Source organism: Stenotrophomonas sp. GSD10, assembly GCF_056172695.1.
On the sequence record NZ_JAOCMC010000002.1, the window covers coordinates 418,369 to 436,410 of the forward strand.

The window sequence follows — 18,042 nt, forward strand, 5'->3', positions numbered from 1 at the left end:
ACGAGGCCTGTACCGGCACCGTCGAGCAAGCTCGACGCTACGGCCCGGGCATCCGGTAATGGCCGATGATCGTGTGCTGGAACAACAGGTTCTCCTCGCGCGTGCCGCGCGCGATGTTGTGCAGCACCAGCGGCGTGCCATCGGCCAGTCGCCGGTCGGAGACGATGCCCACATGCAGCAGGCCGTTGCCGTTGAGCTTCCAGGCGACGATGTCGCCCGCCGCGTAGTCGGCGGCAGCGGCAGTGATCGGCTGCTGCCACCCCTGCCGCTCAAACCAGCGCATCAGGTTCGGCACACGTCGATGGTCGATGTTGCGGTCCGGCCGTGACAGGCCCCAGATCGCTGGATAGGCGCTGAAGTCGTCGCGCATGTCCTCATGCACGCGGGCCTGCAGGTCCAGGCCTTGGCTGCGCAGCGCTCGCACCACCACGTCGGTGCAGACCCCACGATCGGCCGGCACGTCGCCGCCGGGGTAGGCCAGCACCCGGTAGGCCGGGTCGTAGCGGGTGGTGACGCCGATCTGCGCACGCGCGGCGGCCACCAGTGGCGGCGATGCAGCCTGCTGCGCCGGGCGGCGGTCTTCGCTCTGCGCTGTGCCGGGGGAGGGAGGCGGAGCAGGCTGGCAGCCGCTGGCGATGGCCAGCGTCAGCAGCAGCACCGTCCCTGGTGCCCGGCCCGTGCGCATCATGCCTGCGGCGGGGCGCCGTTGTTGCCTGGGCCTGCGGAGCCACCGCCGCCACCGCCGCCACCGCCGCCACGCCGGCGACGACGACGCGGTCCACGGTTGCCCGGATTGGCCGTGGGCGTGTTGCCGCCGCCGTGATCCTTGCCCTGCGAAGCCGCCGCCGGCCGCTCGTGCGCCGGGCGCGCCGGCGGGCGGGCATTGGGCACCGGTGCCGGTACATCGCGGCCCGGCACCTGCACCACGCGCAGTTCATCGGTGTCCAGCTGCAGTGCGGTCAGCTTGCCGCCCCACACCGCGCCGGTATCGATGGCGTGCACGCCCTGGGTGATGGTCAGGCCCAGCGCCGACCAGTGGCCGCAGACGACCTTGAGGTCGCGCTCGACCCGTCCCGGTACTTCGAACCAGGGATACAGCCCCTGTTCCTGGGTGCCCGGCGTGCCCTTGTCCTCGATGCCGATACGCCCGCGCGGCGTGCAGTAACGCATGCGGGTGAGCACGTTGATGATCGCCCGCGAGCGGTCATAGCCGGACAGGTTCGGCGCCCAGCTCGGCTTGTCGCCGTACATGTTGCGGAACAGCTTGCGGTAGCCAGCGCCGTGCAGCTGCACTTCCACTTCGGCGGCATGCTTCTCGGCCATCTGCGTGGTCCACTTCGGCGCCAGGCCGGCATGCACCATCATCCAGCCCAGCTCACGGTCCACGTGCACCAGCTTCTGCAGGCGCAGCCAGTCCAGCAGTTCGTCGCGGTCTTCGGCCTGCACGATGCGCAGCAGGTCCGGATTGACCTTGCGCTGTTCCTCTTCGGTGCGTGCACCGACGGCCAGCAGCGAAAGATCATGATTGCCCAGCACCACCACGCTGTGCTCGCGCAGCGAGTGCACCAGCCGCAGCGTTTCCAGCGACTGGCCGCCACGGTTGACCAGATCGCCGCAGAACCACAGGGTGTCCTGCGCCGGGTCGAAGCGGATCTTCTCCAGCAATCGCTGGGTGACGTCATAGCAGCCCTGCAGGTCGCCGATCGCCCACACACTCATCGTTCGGCCTCCGTGTCAGTGCAGGGTACGCGGCACGGCCAGCACGAACGGTGCGACCGGCGCGGCGAATTCGGTGCCATCGTCAGCGACCATGTCGTAATGCCCCTGCATGGTGCCGTGATCGGTCCCCAGCATGACACCGGACGTGTAACGGAAGTCTTCACCGGGGCGCAGTCGCGGCTGCTCGCCGATCACGCCATCACCATCGACATGCTCGACGCGACCGTTGGCATCGGTGATGCGCCAGTGGCGTGCGACCAGGCGCGCGGCGACCTGCCCCTGGTTGTGGATGCGGATCGTGTAGGCGAACGCATAGCGGCCGTCTTCCGGCGCGGATTGATCGTCGAGGAAGCGCGGCGCGACTTCGACGGAGATGGCGTAAACGTCAGCGTCTTCCATACCGGCAGTGTAATCAGGAGGCATTGGCCAAAGCGATGAATTCGGCCACGTCCAGCTGTTCGGCGCGGGCATCGGGGCGCACGCCGGCGGCAACGAACTGCTCGGCGGAGACCACGTTGTTGAGCGCGTTGCGCAGGGTCTTGCGACGCTGCCCGAACGCGGCCTTGACCACCTCGGCGAAGCGCTTGTGGTCGTGGATGTTGATCGTGGCCGGGTCGCGCGGCACCAGCCGCACCACGGCCGAGTCGACCTTCGGCGGCGGCCGGAACGCGCCCGGCGGCACCACGAACAGCGAGGTCACCTGGCAGTACGCCTGCAGCATCACGCTGAGCCGGCCGTACACCTTGCTGCCCGGGCCGGCGGCCATGCGGTCGACCACTTCCTTCTGCAGCATGAAGTGCATGTCGCGGATCACCGCGGCGTGCTCCAGCGCATGGAACAGGATCGGCGAGGAGATGTTGTAGGGCAGGTTGCCGACCAGGCGGATCGGCTGGCCGGCGGCCAGCTCGGTGAAACCCACGCGCAGCACGTCGCGGTGGACGATGGTCAGCTCGCCCAGCGGCTCGGCGGCGGCGGTCAGCGGCGCGATCAGGTCGCGGTCGAACTCGATCACCGTCAGCTTCGGATGCACGCGCAGCAGCGGCAGCGTGATCGCGCCCTGGCCGGGGCCGATTTCAACCAGACGATCGCCTTCTTTCGGATTGACCGCCATCACGATCTTGTCGATGTAGTGGCGATCGGCCAGGAAATGCTGGCCAAGCTGCTTCTTGGCCGGGGCGGTAAACACCGGGCCGGAGGGGGAATGCGGGGAATTCATGCGCTCAGTGTACGTTGCCGCGCAAGCTGCGCACACAGCGCCGTCGCCGCCTGCAGGCTGGAGGGGTCGGCAATGCCGCGCCCGGCCAGGTCCAGGGCGGTGCCATGGTCCACCGCCACACGCGGGTAGGGCAGGCCCAGGGTCAGGTTCACGGCCTGCTCGAAGCCGGAATACTTCAGCACCGGCAGGCCCTGGTCGTGGTACATCGCCACCACGGTGTCGAAACCGGCCAGCTTGGCCGGCAGGAAGGCGGTATCGGCCGGCAGCGGGCCGATCAGCTCCATGCCTTCGGCGCGCAGGCGCTGCAGCAACGGGATGATCAGGTCCAGCTCCTCGCGGCCCAGGTGACCGTCTTCGCCGGCATGCGGGTTCAGGCCGAGCACGGCGATGCGCGGTGCCGGCAGGCCGAACTCGCGGCGCAGCGCGGCATGCACGGTGCGCAGGGTATGTTCCAGGCCGGGCGCGGTGATGGCATCGGCCACCTCGCGCAGCGGCAGGTGGGTGGTGGCCAGGGCCACGCGCACGATGCTGTTGGCCAGCATCATCACGACCTTCACCCCGGCCTGGTCGGCCAGCAGTTCGGTGGTGCCGCTGTAGGCGATGCCGCCGTCGTTGATGACCGCCTTGTGCACCGGGCCGGTCACCACGCCCTGCAGTTCACCGGACAGGCAGGCCTGGCCGGCGCCGAGCAGGGCGCCGATGACCGCGCCGGCATTGGCCGGGTCGGCCTGGCCGAAACGGCTGGGCACGGCATTGGCCACCACGCGCAGGCGCAGATCGCCGGGGACGCGGGCTTCGGCGTCTTCGGGCAGCAGTTGCAGGGGCAGGTTCAGCGCGGCAGCGGCCGCGCGCAGGGTGTCCGGGTCGGCGAAGGCCAGCAGCCGGCAATCTTCACGCGGCTGCTGGACAAGGCGGACACACAGTTCCGGGCCGATCCCGGCGGGCTCGCCCGGTACCAGCGCGAGCTCGGGGCGCATCGGTCAGGACTGCGGCGGCGTGGCGGTGTTTTCCGCGCGGTCGCCGCTGCGGAAGCTGACGTAGGCTTCGCCACGCAGTTCCTGCAGGAAACGGTTGTACTCGTCTTCCAGCTTGCGGCGGCCGATGGTCTCGCGGACCTGGGCGCGCTGGTTGTCAGTGGTCACGTCGGTCTGGCGGGTGGCCACGCGCTGCACGATGTGCCAACCGGCGTCGGTGCGGAACGGCTGGCTGACGCCACCGTCCTGCAGGCCACCCACCTGCTGGCCGAAGGCCGGACCGAACGCGTCGGCCGGGAACCAGCCCAGGTCACCGCCCTGGCCCTTGCTGTTGTTGTCCTCGGAGGACTCCTTGGCCACGGTCTGGAAGTCGGCACCGCCGGCGATGCGTGCACGCAGGGTGTCGATCTTGGCCTTGGCAGCGGCGTCGGTCTGGTTATCGTCCACGCGCACCAGGATATGGCGACCGTGATACTCGGTGACGGTGTGCTCGCCGGCAGCGGCTGCGCTGGCATCACGCACTTCCACCAGCTTCAGCAGCTGGAAGCCGCTGGGGCCACGGATCGGGCCGACCACGTCGCCGGCCTTCATCTTTTCCATCAGCTGGGCGAAGGCCTGCGGAATTTCATCCAGGCTGCGCCAGCCCAGGTCGCCTCCTTCCAGCGCGTTGGGGCTGTCCGAATAGCGCACGGCGGCGGCGTTGAAGTCCAGCTCGCCCTTGTCGAGCAGGGCCTTCACGCCGTCGGCCTTCTTCTGGCCGGTGGCGATCTGGTCGGCATTGGCGCCGTCGGGCAGGGCCACCAGGATGTGCGCCAGGTGGTACTGGTTGCCCACGGTGGCCTGCTGCTTCAGCGCGGCATCGACTTCGCCCTCGCTGACGCTGATGCGGCTCTGCGCAAAGCTCTGGCGCAGGCGCTGCACGGTGATCTCGTCGCGGACCGAGGCACGGAAATCATTGAAATCCACGCCGTCATGGGCCAGGCGCTGGCGCAGGGCGTCCAGATTGGAACCATTCTGCTGGGCGATGGCATTCATCGCCTGGTTCAGCTCCTGGTCGCTGATGCGAATGCCGCTGCCCTGGGCGCGCGCCACCTGCAGCTTGACCAGCACCAGGCGCTCCAGCACCTGGCGGCTGAGCACGTCTTCCGGCGGCAGCTGGTTCTCACGGCCGACGTACTGGGCCTTGATGTTGGCGATCGCGCGCTGGAGTTCGCTCTGCAGGATCACGTCCTCATCGACGACGGCGGCGATGCGGTCAAGCGGCTGCGCCTGCTGGGCAAGCACCTGCAGGGGGCGGACACGCTGGACACCGCCAGCAGCGAGGCGAGAAGAACGGGGAAGCGCTTGGTCATGGGATCAGGTTCGGATCGTAGTCGTCCCGGGTCGCCCCGGTGTTGCTCGGCGGCACCAGATAGAGGTCGTCGCGGTTGTAGCCGAGGATAGCACGGCGCAGGGTACGGTCCGTGTCCTGGCCGAGAGAGCTCAGGCCCTTGAGCACGAACTCCAGCTGGATGGCGTTGTTCATCTCGCCCTCGCGGTTGCGCACGTAGCGGCGGGCGACCGCGCGCACGGCCAGGCAGCAGCTGTCCCACTGCACGCCGGCGATGATTTCCAGCGGTTCCTTGTCCTGCAGGGAGTAGTAGTAGCGGCCGACCAGGCTCCAGCGCGCATTCAGCGGGTACAGGAACGACAGGTCGGCCTGTTCCAGCAGGGTCCGGTCATGCTTGTTGGCGTTGGCCGGGGCACCGGAGTTGATGCGGTAGCGGTAGCTCAGGTTGACCACGCCATCGTTGGGCATCAGGTAGCGGGCACGGACGCTGGCCAGATCCTCGCGCTTGTACTTGGGGTCCCACTGGTAGGTGGCGCCCAGCGTCCAGCGGTCGTTGATCATGTAGTTGCCGTCGGCGATCCAGGCCGACTTGCCCTTTTCCACCGGCGCACCGCCGGGGGTGACGGTCACCCGCGACTCGTCGAAGTACTGGATCTGGCCGATCGCGGCCGAGAACCGTTCCTTGCCGGTGGTCTGGTCGATGAAGCGGGTGCCAAGGGCCAGAGTCAGCTGGTTGGCATCGTTCTGGCGGTCGGCACCGGTGTAGCGCGAGTCGCGGAACAGCTGGCCCCAGCTGAAGGTGAAGTCGCGGGTGTCGAAGATCGGCAGGTCGTCCTGGTTGCGGTACGGCGTGCGCAGGTAGAACAGGCGCGGCTCCAGGGTCTGCAGGAACGACTTGCCGCCAATGCTCGTCTCGCGGTCGAAGAACAGGCCGGCGTCGATGCTGCCGATCGGCAGGCTGCGGCTGGGCGAGGTATTGCCGCGCAGCTGTTCCGGGGTGGCGGTGGTCACATCCACGCCCTCCGAGGTCAGCACGGTGCTGCGTATCCTGTCGGCCAGGCCACGGTCCAGCTGGTAGGCCGTGTAGCGGTACGCCAGGGTCGGGGTGATGTACCAGGCCGCGCCACTGATGGGGAAGGACACGTACGGCTTGACGTCCAGGCGCGAGCCGCCATAGGCGCGCACGGTCTGGCCGGTACGGGTGTACTGCAGGTCGGGGCCGGCATCGGTACCGTACTTGAGGTTCACGTCGTCGTGGGTGAATCTCACCGCTTCGGCGTACAGGCCGGTTTCCAGCCACGGCCTGATCGGCTTGTCCCAGTTGAAATACACCCGCGGCTGGCGGTTGTAGGGCAGGGCATTCTCGTCAAGCGTGTAGTCGGTCAGCTGCCAGCGGTCGGCCATGATGCCGGCCGTCCAGTTCGTGCCCGTGCCGTACAGGCCCACGGTGCTCTGCAGATTGGAGGCGGTCACGCCGACCAGGCGGTTGGCGAAGTCCTCGACATAGCGCTCGTCGCTGACCCAGGCCAGGCTCGCGCGCGCCTGCCAGTGCTCGTCCACGTTGTGGTAGCCGCTGAACATCACCCGGCCGCGGTCACGGTCGCGCAGCTTGTCGTTGGGCATGAAGGCGGTCAGCAGTTCGCCGCGGCCACCGTTGTAGAGGTAGCGGAACTCGTTGTCGAGCATCAGGCCGCGCCGGCTCATGTAGCGCGGGGTCAGGGTGTCGTCGTAGTTCGGCGCCAGATTGAAGTAGATCGGCTGCGCGTAGTCGAAACCGTTGCGCCCGGACATGCCCAGCTGCGGGAACAGCAGGCCGGTCTTGCGGCGGTCATCGATCGGGAACTTGAAATACGGCGCCCACAGCACCGGCACCTTGCCGATGCGCAGCACGGCATTGCGCGCGGTGCCGAAGCCTTCGTCGTTGTCCACTTCGATCTGCGGCGCCGACAGCTTCCACACCGGCTGCGAGGGGTCGCAGGTGGTGTAGGTGGAGCGGTGCATCTGCCCGACTGCACCCTGCAGGTCCACCGACTCGGCATCGCCGTTGCCGCGGCGCGAGACCAGCTGGTACCTGATGTCGGTGATCTTGTGGGTATCGCTTTCCTGGTTGCCCTCGGCGCGCTTGGCGACCATGCGGATCGAGGAGTCCTGGTAGCGGACATTGCCGTCGGCGATGTAGTTGCCGGTCTCGGTGTCGAAGCTGAGCTTGTCGGTACCGACGAACTGGTCGCCCCGGCGCAGCGCCACGTTGCCCTCGTACTGCGGCACGGTGGTGGTGCCGAGCAGCTGGTCGCCCTCGATGTCGGTGGGCTGCTGCTCGCGCGCGGCGCTGGCGGCGGCCTTGTCCTGCCCCGGGACCGGGGTGGGCGCATCAGAAAACGCGGGAATGACGTCGGTGGCCGGGCACAGGCCCCAGTTGAGCGGCTTTTCATCGGCCATTGCCGGCAGGCAGATGGCGATGCTCAGAGGCAGGGGAAGCAGGCGGAGGGCTCGGCGCACGCGGTTCGGATTCGGGCGAAAACGGACGGTAGCTTGCCCCATCCCTTGCATAGGGGCAATGAAGGAGGCCGGGTCGCGCCGGTTCGGGTTCATCCGGCGGGGGCGTCCCGGGCCGGCGACATCAGGGCCCGGACATGGGCGACGCTGCACTCGGCAAGGGCCTGCAGGTCGTAGCCGCCTTCCAGCATCGACACCACCCGGCCGGCCGCGTGGCGCCGTGCCAGCGCGTGCAGTTCAGCGCTGATCCAGGCGAAATCGTCGGTTTCCAGCATCAGGTCGGCCTGGGGATCGCGCAGATGGGCATCGAAGCCGGCCGATATCAGCAGCAGCTGCGGGCGGAAGTCGTCGATGGCCGGCAGCATCTCGTCGGCCCAGACATTGCGGAAGCGGAAACCGCCACTGCCGGGGGGCAGCAGGATGTTCATCAGGTTGCCGGCACCGCGGTCGCGGCGCAGGCCGGAATTGGGGAACAGGCCGGCCTGGTGGGTGCTGTAGTAGGAGACCCGGGCGTCGTGCTGGAAGATGTCCTGGGTACCGTTGCCGTGGTGCACGTCGAAGTCGACCACCGCGATCCGTTCCAGGCCATGGCGATCGCGCGCGTAGGCGGCTGCGATGGCGATGTTGTTGAGCAGGCAGAAGCCCATGGCGGTGCTGCTGGTGGCGTGGTGGCCCGGCGGCCGCACCGCGCAGAAGGCCAGCGGATCCTCGCCCAGCATCACCGCATCGACGGCGGCCACACCGGCGCCTGCCGCGTGCACGGCGGCACTGGCCGAACCCGGCGAGGTCCAGGTGTCCATGTCCAGTTGGCGCAGCGGCGCGGTCTGCGGCTGCAGCACGAAGTCGAGCAGCGCACTGTCGTGGACGCGGCTGAGTTCACCGAACTTGGCCGGCGGTGCTTCGCGCCAGTCCAGCTGGCCCGGGAAGGCGGCCTGCAGCGCATCGAGCACGGACTGCAGGCGTTGCGGGCATTCCGGGTGGCCCGGGCCGGGATCGTGCAGCAGGCAGGCGGGATGGGTGAAGACCAGCATCGTGCCGACTCAGCGCGTACGCGGCTGGGGCTGCCACAGCACCTCGCCGTGGCCGTCGGCACGGGCCAGTACCCGGGCCAGCACGAACAGCAGGTCCGACAGCCGGTTGAGGTACTGCAGCGTTTCGCTGCGTACCGCTTCCTGGCGGGCCAGGGCAACGGTCTCGCGCTCGGCGCGGCGCACGATGGTGCGCGCCAGATGGCAGCGTGCGGCGGCCTCGCCGCCGGCCGGCAGGATGAACTCCTTCAGCATCGGCAGGCCGGCGTTGTAGTGGTCCAGCTGCTGCTCCAGCGCCGAGACGTCGGCGGCGTGGATCGCGGCATGGCCGGGGATGCACAGCTCCGCACCCAGGTCGAACAGCTGGTGCTGCAGATGCACCAGCAGCGCCCGCACATCGTCGGGCAGCGTGGTGGCCAGCAGCAGCCCCAGCGCGGCGTTGGCCTCGTCAACGGTGCCATAGGAGGCGACACGGGCGTCATCCTTGGCCACGCGGCGGCCGTCGCCGAGGCCGGTGCTGCCGTCGTCGCCGGTGCGGGTATAGATGCGCGAGAGGCGGTGGCCCATGGCGCGGCTCAGTGATGGATGTCGCGGCGGGCCTGCTGGAGCTTCAGCACCTGCTCCACGGCCAGCTGCAGCGCTGCGGCCAGCGCCACATAGATCGCGGTGGTGCGCAGGTAAGGGCCGAACCACTGTGCATAGTTCTGTGCCCAGCCGGCCAGCGTCGGTTCGGCCACGTTGCGCGTGGTCCAGTAGAAGCCGCCCTGCGCCAGCAGATGGCAGAGCGCCACCGAGGCCACCAGCAGCAGCGCACCCTTGGCCAGCACCGGCCAGCGTGCACCCTGGTAGTTGCGGCCGAGCAGCAGGCCACCGGCCCACAGCGAGAAATACGCCGGCAGCAGCAGCCAGTAACCGGGCGATACGCAGTAGTGCTGCCAGAAATCCAGGCCGCTGCTGCGGATCACGATCCAGTCCACCAGCACCGCAAACACCATCAGCAGCGGGAACGCCCAGCGCGTCCAGCGCGCCAGGTAGAAGCCGCCGATGAAGAACACCGCCCAGGACGCGTCGGGGATGGCCGCGAAGTGGTTGACCCGGGTCGCCGCCAGCAACAACACGAGCACGGACAGGACGAAAGCGCGGTTGGCGGTGTCGGACATGGGGGCGGGCCCGGAGCGGATTCAGCTTTCATTCTAGCCCGCCACGCCGGTTGGCGCAGGTGGGGGCGGTGGGGCTGCCGGTGGAGCGAGCGCGTATCATCCACGCCATGAGTGAACGACATGACGTGTTGATCGTCGGCGGCGGCCTGGTCGGCGCCAGCCTGGCCATTGCCCTGGACCGCCTGGGGCGCGATGTAGGCCTGCTCGAGGCCAGCCCGGCCGGCGAGCTGCCGGCGGTGTTCGACCAGCGCAACCTCAGCTTTGCCGCAGCCACCGTCAACGCGCTGACCGCGCTGGGGGTGATGCAGAAGCTGGCGATGGCGCCGGGCCCGATCCGCCGCATCCACGTCAGCCGCGCCGGCGATTTCGGCCGTGTGCAGCTCGAAGCAGCCGATTACGACCGGCCGTGGTTTGGCCAGGTGGTGGTCGCCCGTGACTTCGGCCAGGCGCTGGAAGCGCGCTTGCAGGAACTGCCGCGCCTGCGCCGTTACCGGCCGATGCGGTTCCTGGGGCTGGGCGAGGTGGTTGACGGCTACCGTCAGGTGCGGGTGGCCGACGAGGCCGGCGAACGCGTGCTGCTGGCACGATTGGTGGTCGGTGCCGATGGCACGAACAGCGGCGTGCGCGATGCACTGGGCATCGAGGTCGACCGCCATGATTTCCAGCAGACCCTGTTCGTGGCCCGCGTGCGCAGCCAGCGCGCGCCGGACGGCACGGCCTGGGAGCGCTTCACCGATACCGGTCCGACCGCCCTGCTGCCGCGTGGTGATCGCCACTTCGGCACCGTGCATGGCGTGGCGCGGGACCAGGCCGATGCGGTGATGGCGCTGGACGATGCGGCGTGGCTGCAGCGATTGCAGCATGCGATCGGCTGGCGTGCCGGCCGCCTCCTCGACTCCGGCCCGCGCAGTGCCTATCCGCTCATCCAGGTGCTGGCACGCGCGCTGATCGGGGAACGCGCGGTGCTGCTCGGCAATGCCGCACAGACCATCCACCCGCTGGGTGCGCAGGGTTTCAACCTGGGCCTGCGCGACGCGCTGACCCTGGCCGAACTGCTCGAAGAGGGCGGCGACGATGCCGGCAGTGAGGCGCTGCTGCAGGCCTATATTGCCCGTCGCGAGGAAGACCGCCGGCAGACGGTGGCCTTCTCCGGAGGCCTGGCGCGGTTGACCAGCAACCCGGCGCCGTTGATGCGGCCGTTGCGCAGTCTTGGCCTGGTGGCCGCACAGCGCGCGTCGGTGCAGTCGATGCTGGTCGGTGGTGCGATGGGCTTCCGCGGCGAGGTGCCGCGCCTGTGCCGGGGAGAAGCCGCATGAGCCGCCGCGGGCGCCTGGATGTGGCCATCGTCGGCGGTGGCGTGGTCGGTGCCGCGTGCGCGCTGGCGCTGGCCGACGCGGGGCTGTCGGTCGCGTTGGTGGAAGGCCGCGAACCGACGCCGTGGCAGGCTGCGCAGCCGGAGCTGCGCGTGTTCGCCTTCGCCGCTGACAACGTGCAGCTGTTGAACCGCCTCGGCGTGTGGCCGGCGATCGCGCAGGGCCGTGCCTGGCCCTACCGGCGCATGCAGGTGTGGGACGCGGCCGGTGGCGAGGATCTGCTGTTCGACGCCGATCGTTTCGGCCGGCGCGAACTGGGTTACATCGTCGAGAACGGCCTGCTGCAGGACCGCCTGTGGGCGGCGCTGCCGGCGGCGGGCGTGCAGCTGCATTGCCCGGCACGGGTGGAAGCGCTGGAGCAGGACGAGGACGGCGTGCGCCTGCGCCTGGATGACGGGCGTCGCCTGGAAGCGTCGTTGGCGGTGGCCGCTGACGGTGCCGAATCGACCCTGCGCCAACTGGCCGGGATCGAGGTTGAAAAGCACGACTACCACCAGCGTGGCGTGGTGGCGTATGTGGACAGCGAGCTGCCCAACCAGGCCACGGCCTGGCAGCGCTTCCTGCCGACCGGGCCACTGGCGCTGCTGCCAGTGGCCGAACGCCGCAGTTCCATCGTGTGGACCCTGCCCGAGGATGAAGCGGCACGCGTGCTGGCGCTGGACGACGCCGCGTTCAACCGCGAACTGACCCGCGCCTTCGCCGCGCGCCTGGGCGAACTGCGGCTGGTCTCGGCGCGTGCGGCGTTCCCGCTGCGCCGGCAGTTGGCCCGCCACTATGTGGCCGGCCGCGTGCTGGCGCTGGGCGATGCGGCGCATGTGGTGCATCCGCTGGCGGGGCAGGGCGTGAACCTGGGCCTGCGTGATGTGGCCGCCCTGCAGACGTGGCTGGCGCCGTCAGCCGAACGCCGCGGCCAGCCGCGCCTGTCGCCGCAGCGCCTGCAGCGCTGGGCGCGCGAACGGCGCAGCGACAACCAGATTGCCGCCTACAGCTTCGACGCGATCAATCGACTGTTTTCCAACGATGAGATGCATCTGACCCTGGCCCGTGGTCGCGCATTGGGCTGCGTGGGCAAGTGGCCACCGCTGGTGCAGGCATTCTGGAAGCGCGCCGCCGGCGTGTAACCGGATCGCTGGCGGGCTACCAAGCGCAGCGTACTGCTCTGGTAGGTGCCAACCTTGGTTGGCACGCCTCCGACATTGTGCCAACCAAGGTTGGCACCTACCCAGAGCGGGCTCCGTCCCCTTTTCAATCGACCAGCCAACCGGCCAGGTCGGCGCGGTCGAGCTTGCCGCGGTGCTGGCGGTCCAGCGCGTTGAATTCGTCGGCCAGCGCCGGGTTGGCCTGCGCTTCCTGGCGGCTGATGAAGCCATCGCCATCCACGTCCAGGTCGTTGAAGCGGATGCGGTACTGGTCGAGCACGCTGCTCGGTTCCAGCGAGCGCACGGTCACCTGCGCCTCACCGACGGGCTGTGCGATCTGCACGCTGCCGGTGACCCGGCCAGCATCCAGCGGCTGCTGGCGGATCGCGCCACCGGTCGGCCCCAGTGGTTGGCTCTGGGCGGGTGTATGCGGCAGCTGCTGGGCCATCGCCGGGGTGGCTGCCAGCAAGGTGATCAGCAGGGTGAGCGAGTGGTATCGCATGGTTCCGTTCCCCGGTAGCGCCGGGCCACGCCCGGCGGATGCAATGGGTTCAGCGCAGCGGCGAAGCCAGTACGGTGATCTCTTCGCGGTCGTGGTACAGCTGCTTGGCACGCACCACCAGCGGCTTGCCGGCCTGGTCCTGGAACAGGTCCAGGCACAGCCGGGTCTCGTCCCAGCGCTTCTTCATCGGCAGCTTCAGATTGAAGATGGCGTGCCGGCACCAGCCTTCGCGGAACCAGGTGGCCATGCGCTCGGCCACGCGGCGCGGCTGCTCGACCATGTCGCAGACCATCCAGTCCAGCGGCTGTTCCGGGTGCCAGTGGAAGCCATCGGCGCGCAGGTGCTCGACCAGTCCAGTGTCCAGCACGTGCTGGCGCAGCGGGCCATTGTCGATGCTCAGCACCTGCATGTGCTGGCGGGTCAGCACCCAGGTCCAGCCACCGGGCGCGGCACCGAGGTCGGCCGCGCGCATGCCGGGCTTCACCAGCGCTTCGCGCTCTTCTGGCGTCAGCAGGGTCAGCAGCGCTTCGTCCAGCTTCAGCGCCGAACGCGAGGGCGCTTCGGGCAGCAGCTTCAGGCGCGGAATGCCCAGTGCCCACGGCGCGCTGTCGGCCGGGTCGGCGATGCAGACGAAGGCGTGGGTGCCGTCGACGAACACCACGTGCAGGCGCGGCAGCCGGTTGTTCGGCTTGTCGCTGAGTTTGCCGGCCTTGCGCAGCGCCGGGCGCAACGCATTGCCGAAGGCGCGCGCCAGCCCGGACAGCGGCTTGCCCGCATCCGAATCGGGATGTTCCACCCACAGGTCGCCGAAGCGCGGCGCATCGGCCAGTACCTCGAGCATCGGGGTGATGCGGTCGGCCGGGTCCAGCTGCGGCAATTCGGCCAGCACCACCAGCTTCTGCCGCGCGAAGATCAGCTCGCGCCAGCGCAGGCGTGGCGCCAGTGCAGCCGCCTCCTCGCACATGAACAGCACGTAGCCGTCATTGCGCTGGGTGCGCGCATAACCGGCGAAACCGGCTTCACCGGCACGGAACTGCAGTTCGCCGGCCAGCTCGGGCTCGAAGCCCTGCCGGCACAGGCACAGCAGGCCGATGCCGGACTCAGTAACGGGCGCCATCGCTTTCCCCATAGGCACGCAGCACGCTGCGTGCCGCGTCGCGGTTCAGGCCCTGCACCACCTCGATGCCGCGCTTGTTGAGTTCGCCGACCCAGTCGGCCGGCAGCGGGCCTTCGTCGAACGGGGTCAGCTCTTCGACGTCGGCCGAGTTGGCGCCGATCAGCAGGCGGTCGATGCCGGCCCACACGGTGGCGCCGTAGCACTGGCAGCACGGCTGCGAGCTGGTGGCCAGGGTGACCGGCGACAGCACCGCGTTCAGGCGCGGGGTCTGCAGGCGCTGCTGGGCCAGCATGTAGGCCATGTTCTCGGCGTGCGCCAGCGAGGTCGCATGCGGCATCACCCGGTTCACACCGGCGGCGATCACCTTGTCGTCCGGTCCGAACACCACAGCGCCGAACGGGCCGCCACTGGCGTGCTCGACGTTCAGCCGCGACAGCTCGATCGCCAGCGCGACCTTGGCCTCATCGCCGGGATATCGACGATCCAGGTCGATCTGGTCGTGGATCCAGGCGGGAAGGGTCAGGTGGACTTGCGCGTACAGCATCGCGGGGGTGCCTCGTAGTGGGATGGAAGAAAGTGCGGTTGCTTGGGAAACCGGCGCGCAGTGTAGCCGCACCGGCCTGTACCGGGTGTGGGCGGGATCAGGCGGGCGCGCCGGTGCGGATCACCACGTACTGCTTGCGGAACTCCAGGCCGGCCTGCGGCCAGCTGGCGGCGTAGGCGCGCAGCAGCGGCAGCGCGGCGGCGAAGTCATGGCCGTTGACCCGGCAATCGGCCTCGCACAGGCCCTCGGCGTCGCGCGAGGCGAACAGGCGGATGGCCAGGAACTGGCGCGCCTTCAGCAGGTTGTCGAAGGCGTCCATGCTTTTGGTAAACAGGCAGCAGGGGCAGGAACCATGGTCGTCCTCGCTGCAGGTGGCGGCATCCACCTCCTGCGCGCGGTAGTGCGCCAGCGGCCCCAGCACCACGGTGCGCTGCAGTTCCTCGCCTTCGTCGCCGGCCGGATAGGTCAGGCCCAGCATCGGCAGGCCCTGCGCATCGGCGGCGCCGACCGCGGCCTGCAGGGTCGCCAGGTCCACCCGCACCCAGGTCTGCAGGCCGGACAGCAGCGACGCCCGCTCATCGGCACCGTTGGCGTGCTGGTACTCGAACAGGCCATCGGCGAACAGGGTGGGGTGCTGGATCTCGATGATCGTGGAGGTCTGCCAGCCGCCGTTGTCGCGCGCGTGGGCCGCCATCGCATGCGGGGTCAGGCGCAGGCCGCTGTCCAGCTGCAGTGCGCTGCCGTCGACGCGGCAGGCGATGCCGTCTTCCTGCAGCACCTGCTGCAGCAGCGGGAGAAGGGCGATGGAGCCGGTGGTCATGTCAGGCCTGTCAGTGGATGGGGTGGGGCATCCAGGCCGGGCCTGGGGCTAGCGGTCGAGCGCGTCGAGCGCGTCGAGTTCTGCGCGATAACGCTGCGCGTCCGTCTGTTGCTGCGGATCATCGCCCTGGTCGCGCAGCCAGGTCTGCAGTTCGCGGCGATAGTCCGCGCGGAAGTCGGCATTGCCCGGGCTGAAATGCAGCTTGCGCGCCGCCACCTCCACCCGCTCGCGTGCACTGGCACGGGCCTGGGCGATGCCGTGCGGCGATTCATCGGTGAGGATGACGAAGTTGCGCGGGAAGCCCGGCGTGTACTTCACCACGAATGGCTGGTCCTGCGCCGGGATGCGGATCGTGTTCTCCAGCGGCCACAACGAGGCGGTGTTGGTATGGAACACCACCTCCACGTCGCGGCCCTCGGCGGTGCGCAGCACCGCTTCGTAGCGCCAGATGTACTGTTCGTTGAGCGTGGAATTGGTTTCCTCGGCCTTGACGATCACCGCTTCACCGCGCTCGCCCACCGCATTGAGGAAGGTGGCGTTGAGGAAGCTGCCGAGGAAGATGTTGAGCATCGCCAGCGGGAACACCACGATGGCGTAGACCGGTGAACGCCGCCACCACGAGACCAGTACGGCCAGCACCATCGCTGCAAAGAACGTCAGCAGCGGATGCTGCGAGATGAACCAGAGCAGGGCGGACAGGGCGGTGATCATCGTCGCGGTCGTGCGGGCGCCGCGCGGGCGCCCGCGCCGTTGCTCAGGCCGACCAGGTGTCGCGCAGGGTCACGCTGCGGTTGAACACCGGTTTGGCTTCGGTGTGGTCGCGGCGGTCGGCGACGAAGTAGCCGGTGCGCTCGAACTGGAACGACTGTTCCGGTGCAGCGCTGGCCGCGGCCGGCTCGACATAGCCGGTGACGGTGCGGCGCGATTCCGGGTTGAGGTAGTCGCGGTAGGTCTTGCCTTCCGATTCGTCGTCCGGGTTCGGCACCGAGAACAGGCGGTCGTACAGGCGGATCTCGGCCGGCACGCCATGCGCGGCGCTGACCCAGTGGATGGTGCCCTTGACCTTGCGGTTGGCGCCTTCCATGCCCGGACGCGATTCCGGATCCAGCCAGCCGTGCAGCTCGGTGATGGTGCCGTCGGCATCCTTGATCACTTCATCGCAGCGGATGATGCCGGCGCCGCGCAGGCGCACTTCGCCGCCCGGCACCAGGCGCTTCCAGCCCTTGGGCGGCACTTCGGCGAAGTCCTCGCGATCGATCCACACTTCGCGTGTGAACGGCACTTCGCGGGTACCGAAGCTCTCGTCCTTCGGGTGGTTGCTGAAGGTCAGCTGCTCTGCGTGGCCTTCCGGCAGATTGGTCAGCACCAGCTTGACCGGGTCGACCACGGCCATGCGGCGCGGTGCGGCACTGTCCAGGTCTTCGCGCAGCGCGCCTTCCAGCACGCTGAAGTCGATCAGCGAATTCTGCTTGCTGATGCCCACGCGCTCGGCGAACAGGCGCATCGCCGCCGGGGTGTAGCCGCGGCGACGCAGGCCCTGCAGGGTCGGCATGCGCGGATCTTCCCAGCCGTCCACCAGCTGTTCGGTGACCAGCGCCATCAGCTTGCGCTTGCTCATCACCGTGTAGTTGATGTTCAGGCGCGAGAACTCGATCTGGCGCGGCTTGGCCGCTTCGCGCGGCAGGCCGGCATCGACCAGCGGCTGGGTCAGCGCGTCGTCATGGGCAAAATCGACGTTGTCCACGCACCAGTCGTACAGCGGGCGGTGGTCTTCGAATTCCAGCGTGCACAGCGAGTGGGTGATGCCCTCGATCGAATCGCCCAGTGCATGGGCGAAGTCGTACATCGGGTAGATCGGCCACGCGTTGCCGGTGTTCTGGTGCTCGACGTGCTTGATGCGGTACAGCGCCGGATCGCGCAGGTTGATGTTGCCGCTGGCCATGTCGATCTTGGCGCGCAGGGTGCGCGCGCCATCCGGGAATTCACCGGCGCGCATGCGGCGGAATAGGTCGAGGTTTTCCTCGACGCTGCGGTCGCGCCACGGCGACGGGCGGCCCGGCTCGGTCAGGGTGCCGCGGTAGGCGCGCACTTCCTCGGCCGACAGGTCGCAGACATACGCCTTGCCCTGTTCGATCAGCTTTTCGGCGGCCAGGTAATAGGTCTGGAAGTAGTCCGAGGCGTGGCGCAGCTCGTTCCACTCAAAGCCCAGCCAGCGCACGTCGTCCTGGATCGCGGCCACGTATTCCGGATCTTCCTTGGCCGGGTTGGTGTCGTCGAAACGCAGGTTGCAGACGCCGCTGAACTCGCCGGCGATGCCGAAATTCAGGCAGATCGACTTGGCGTGGCCGATGTGCAGGTAGCCGTTCGGCTCGGGCGGGAAGCGGGTCTTGATCGCCTGGTGCTTACCGCTGGCCAGGTCCTCGCGCACGATCTGGCGGATGAAATCGCGCTTCTCGTGGCTGTCGGCGGGGGTCTCGGGGCTGGCGGGGGTGTGCTCGGACATGAGTCTGGGGCGAAAAAGGGCAGAAAGACCAACAGTCTAGCGCGTACCGGGCGGAGCTGCCCGGTGGGCCAGGGGCTGCCGGCCAGCGGCCGGCAGAACGCACCACCGGCATTCAGCCCCC

Annotated in this window: 17 protein-coding genes and 1 pseudogene; 2 read left to right on the top strand and 16 right to left on the bottom strand. The window is 68.8% G+C overall.

The window, feature by feature from the left end:
- Nucleotides 1–37: 37 nt before the first annotated feature.
- The 10 genes and pseudogenes from N4G47_RS02005 to N4G47_RS02050 form a co-directional block, all read right to left on the bottom strand.
- The gene (locus N4G47_RS02005) at nucleotides 38–688 is read right to left on the bottom strand and encodes a DUF1287 domain-containing protein (protein WP_475284933.1); all 651 of its coding nucleotides are present in this window, start codon (nucleotides 686–688) and stop codon (nucleotides 38–40) included.
- Complete coding sequence (locus N4G47_RS02010) at nucleotides 685–1,719, bottom strand: symmetrical bis(5'-nucleosyl)-tetraphosphatase (RefSeq protein WP_475284935.1); 1,035 nt, start codon at nucleotides 1,717–1,719, stop codon at nucleotides 685–687. The genes N4G47_RS02005 and N4G47_RS02010 overlap by 4 nt, the downstream gene beginning before the upstream one ends.
- Before the next feature lie 15 nt (nucleotides 1,720–1,734).
- Nucleotides 1,735–2,118 (bottom strand): Co2+/Mg2+ efflux protein ApaG, encoded by a 384-nt coding sequence (apaG, locus tag N4G47_RS02015; protein ID WP_249841877.1) that lies wholly within the window; start codon nucleotides 2,116–2,118, stop codon nucleotides 1,735–1,737.
- 13 nt (nucleotides 2,119–2,131) lie between these two features.
- Entirely contained in the window at nucleotides 2,132–2,935 is an 804-nt protein-coding gene (gene rsmA, locus N4G47_RS02020) for a 16S rRNA (adenine(1518)-N(6)/adenine(1519)-N(6))-dimethyltransferase RsmA (protein WP_475284937.1), read from the bottom strand.
- Entirely contained in the window at nucleotides 2,932–3,912 is a 981-nt protein-coding gene (pdxA, locus tag N4G47_RS02025) for a 4-hydroxythreonine-4-phosphate dehydrogenase PdxA (RefSeq protein WP_475284939.1), read from the bottom strand. Before pdxA ends, rsmA begins: the two co-directional genes overlap by 4 nt.
- 3 nt (nucleotides 3,913–3,915) lie before the next feature.
- A pseudogene (locus N4G47_RS02030) lies at nucleotides 3,916–5,261 on the bottom strand (peptidylprolyl isomerase).
- On the bottom strand, nucleotides 5,258–7,738 hold the full coding sequence (lptD, locus tag N4G47_RS02035; protein ID WP_475284941.1) for an LPS-assembly protein LptD: 2,481 nt from the start codon (nucleotides 7,736–7,738) through the stop codon (nucleotides 5,258–5,260). The pseudogene N4G47_RS02030 and the gene lptD overlap by 4 nt, the downstream one beginning before the upstream one ends.
- Before the next feature lie 89 nt (nucleotides 7,739–7,827).
- Nucleotides 7,828–8,766, bottom strand: coding sequence for a histone deacetylase family protein (locus N4G47_RS02040; protein WP_475284943.1), 939 nt, complete (start codon nucleotides 8,764–8,766; stop codon nucleotides 7,828–7,830).
- Between the two features lie 9 nt (nucleotides 8,767–8,775).
- Nucleotides 8,776–9,330, bottom strand: coding sequence for a cob(I)yrinic acid a,c-diamide adenosyltransferase (locus tag N4G47_RS02045; protein WP_475284945.1), 555 nt, complete (start codon nucleotides 9,328–9,330; stop codon nucleotides 8,776–8,778).
- Between the two features lie 8 nt (nucleotides 9,331–9,338).
- Entirely contained in the window at nucleotides 9,339–9,923 is a 585-nt protein-coding gene (locus N4G47_RS02050) for a hypothetical protein (protein ID WP_107229907.1), read from the bottom strand.
- A gap of 107 nt (nucleotides 9,924–10,030) precedes the next feature.
- Here N4G47_RS02050 and ubiH point away from each other — a divergent pair, with 107 nt between their 5' ends.
- Together ubiH and N4G47_RS02060 are read left to right on the top strand one after the other, a co-directional pair.
- Complete coding sequence (gene ubiH / locus N4G47_RS02055) at nucleotides 10,031–11,239, top strand: 2-octaprenyl-6-methoxyphenyl hydroxylase (RefSeq protein WP_475284947.1); 1,209 nt, start codon at nucleotides 10,031–10,033, stop codon at nucleotides 11,237–11,239.
- Nucleotides 11,236–12,417: a UbiH/UbiF family hydroxylase gene (locus N4G47_RS02060; protein ID WP_475284949.1), complete on the top strand. Its 1,182-nt coding sequence runs from the start codon at nucleotides 11,236–11,238 to the stop codon at nucleotides 12,415–12,417. Before ubiH ends, N4G47_RS02060 begins: the two co-directional genes overlap by 4 nt.
- Before the next feature lie 124 nt (nucleotides 12,418–12,541).
- On the opposite strand, the gene N4G47_RS02065 is transcribed toward N4G47_RS02060, so the two are convergent.
- The 6 genes from N4G47_RS02065 to N4G47_RS02090 all read right to left on the bottom strand — a co-directional run bounded on the left by N4G47_RS02065 (nucleotide 12,542) and on the right by N4G47_RS02090 (nucleotide 17,921).
- Entirely contained in the window at nucleotides 12,542–12,937 is a 396-nt protein-coding gene (locus N4G47_RS02065) for an EF-hand domain-containing protein (RefSeq protein ID WP_475284951.1), read from the bottom strand.
- Nucleotides 12,938–12,986: 49 nt separating this feature from the next.
- The gene (gene rlmM, locus N4G47_RS02070; protein ID WP_475284953.1) at nucleotides 12,987–14,054 is read right to left on the bottom strand and encodes a 23S rRNA (cytidine(2498)-2'-O)-methyltransferase RlmM; all 1,068 of its coding nucleotides are present in this window, start codon (nucleotides 14,052–14,054) and stop codon (nucleotides 12,987–12,989) included.
- The gene (locus tag N4G47_RS02075) at nucleotides 14,038–14,598 is read right to left on the bottom strand and encodes a nucleoside deaminase (RefSeq protein ID WP_004154307.1); all 561 of its coding nucleotides are present in this window, start codon (nucleotides 14,596–14,598) and stop codon (nucleotides 14,038–14,040) included. The genes rlmM and N4G47_RS02075 overlap by 17 nt, the downstream gene beginning before the upstream one ends.
- 97 nt (nucleotides 14,599–14,695) lie before the next feature.
- A complete protein-coding gene (locus tag N4G47_RS02080) occupies nucleotides 14,696–15,418 on the bottom strand; it encodes a DUF6348 family protein (RefSeq protein WP_475284955.1) in 723 nt (240 codons plus the stop codon).
- 48 nt (nucleotides 15,419–15,466) lie between these two features.
- Entirely contained in the window at nucleotides 15,467–16,129 is a 663-nt protein-coding gene (locus tag N4G47_RS02085) for a hypothetical protein (protein ID WP_475284957.1), read from the bottom strand.
- A 43-nt stretch (nucleotides 16,130–16,172) separates the two neighbouring features.
- Complete coding sequence (locus N4G47_RS02090) at nucleotides 16,173–17,921, bottom strand: glutamine--tRNA ligase/YqeY domain fusion protein (RefSeq protein ID WP_475284959.1); 1,749 nt, start codon at nucleotides 17,919–17,921, stop codon at nucleotides 16,173–16,175.
- Between the last annotated feature and the right edge of the window lie 121 nt (nucleotides 17,922–18,042).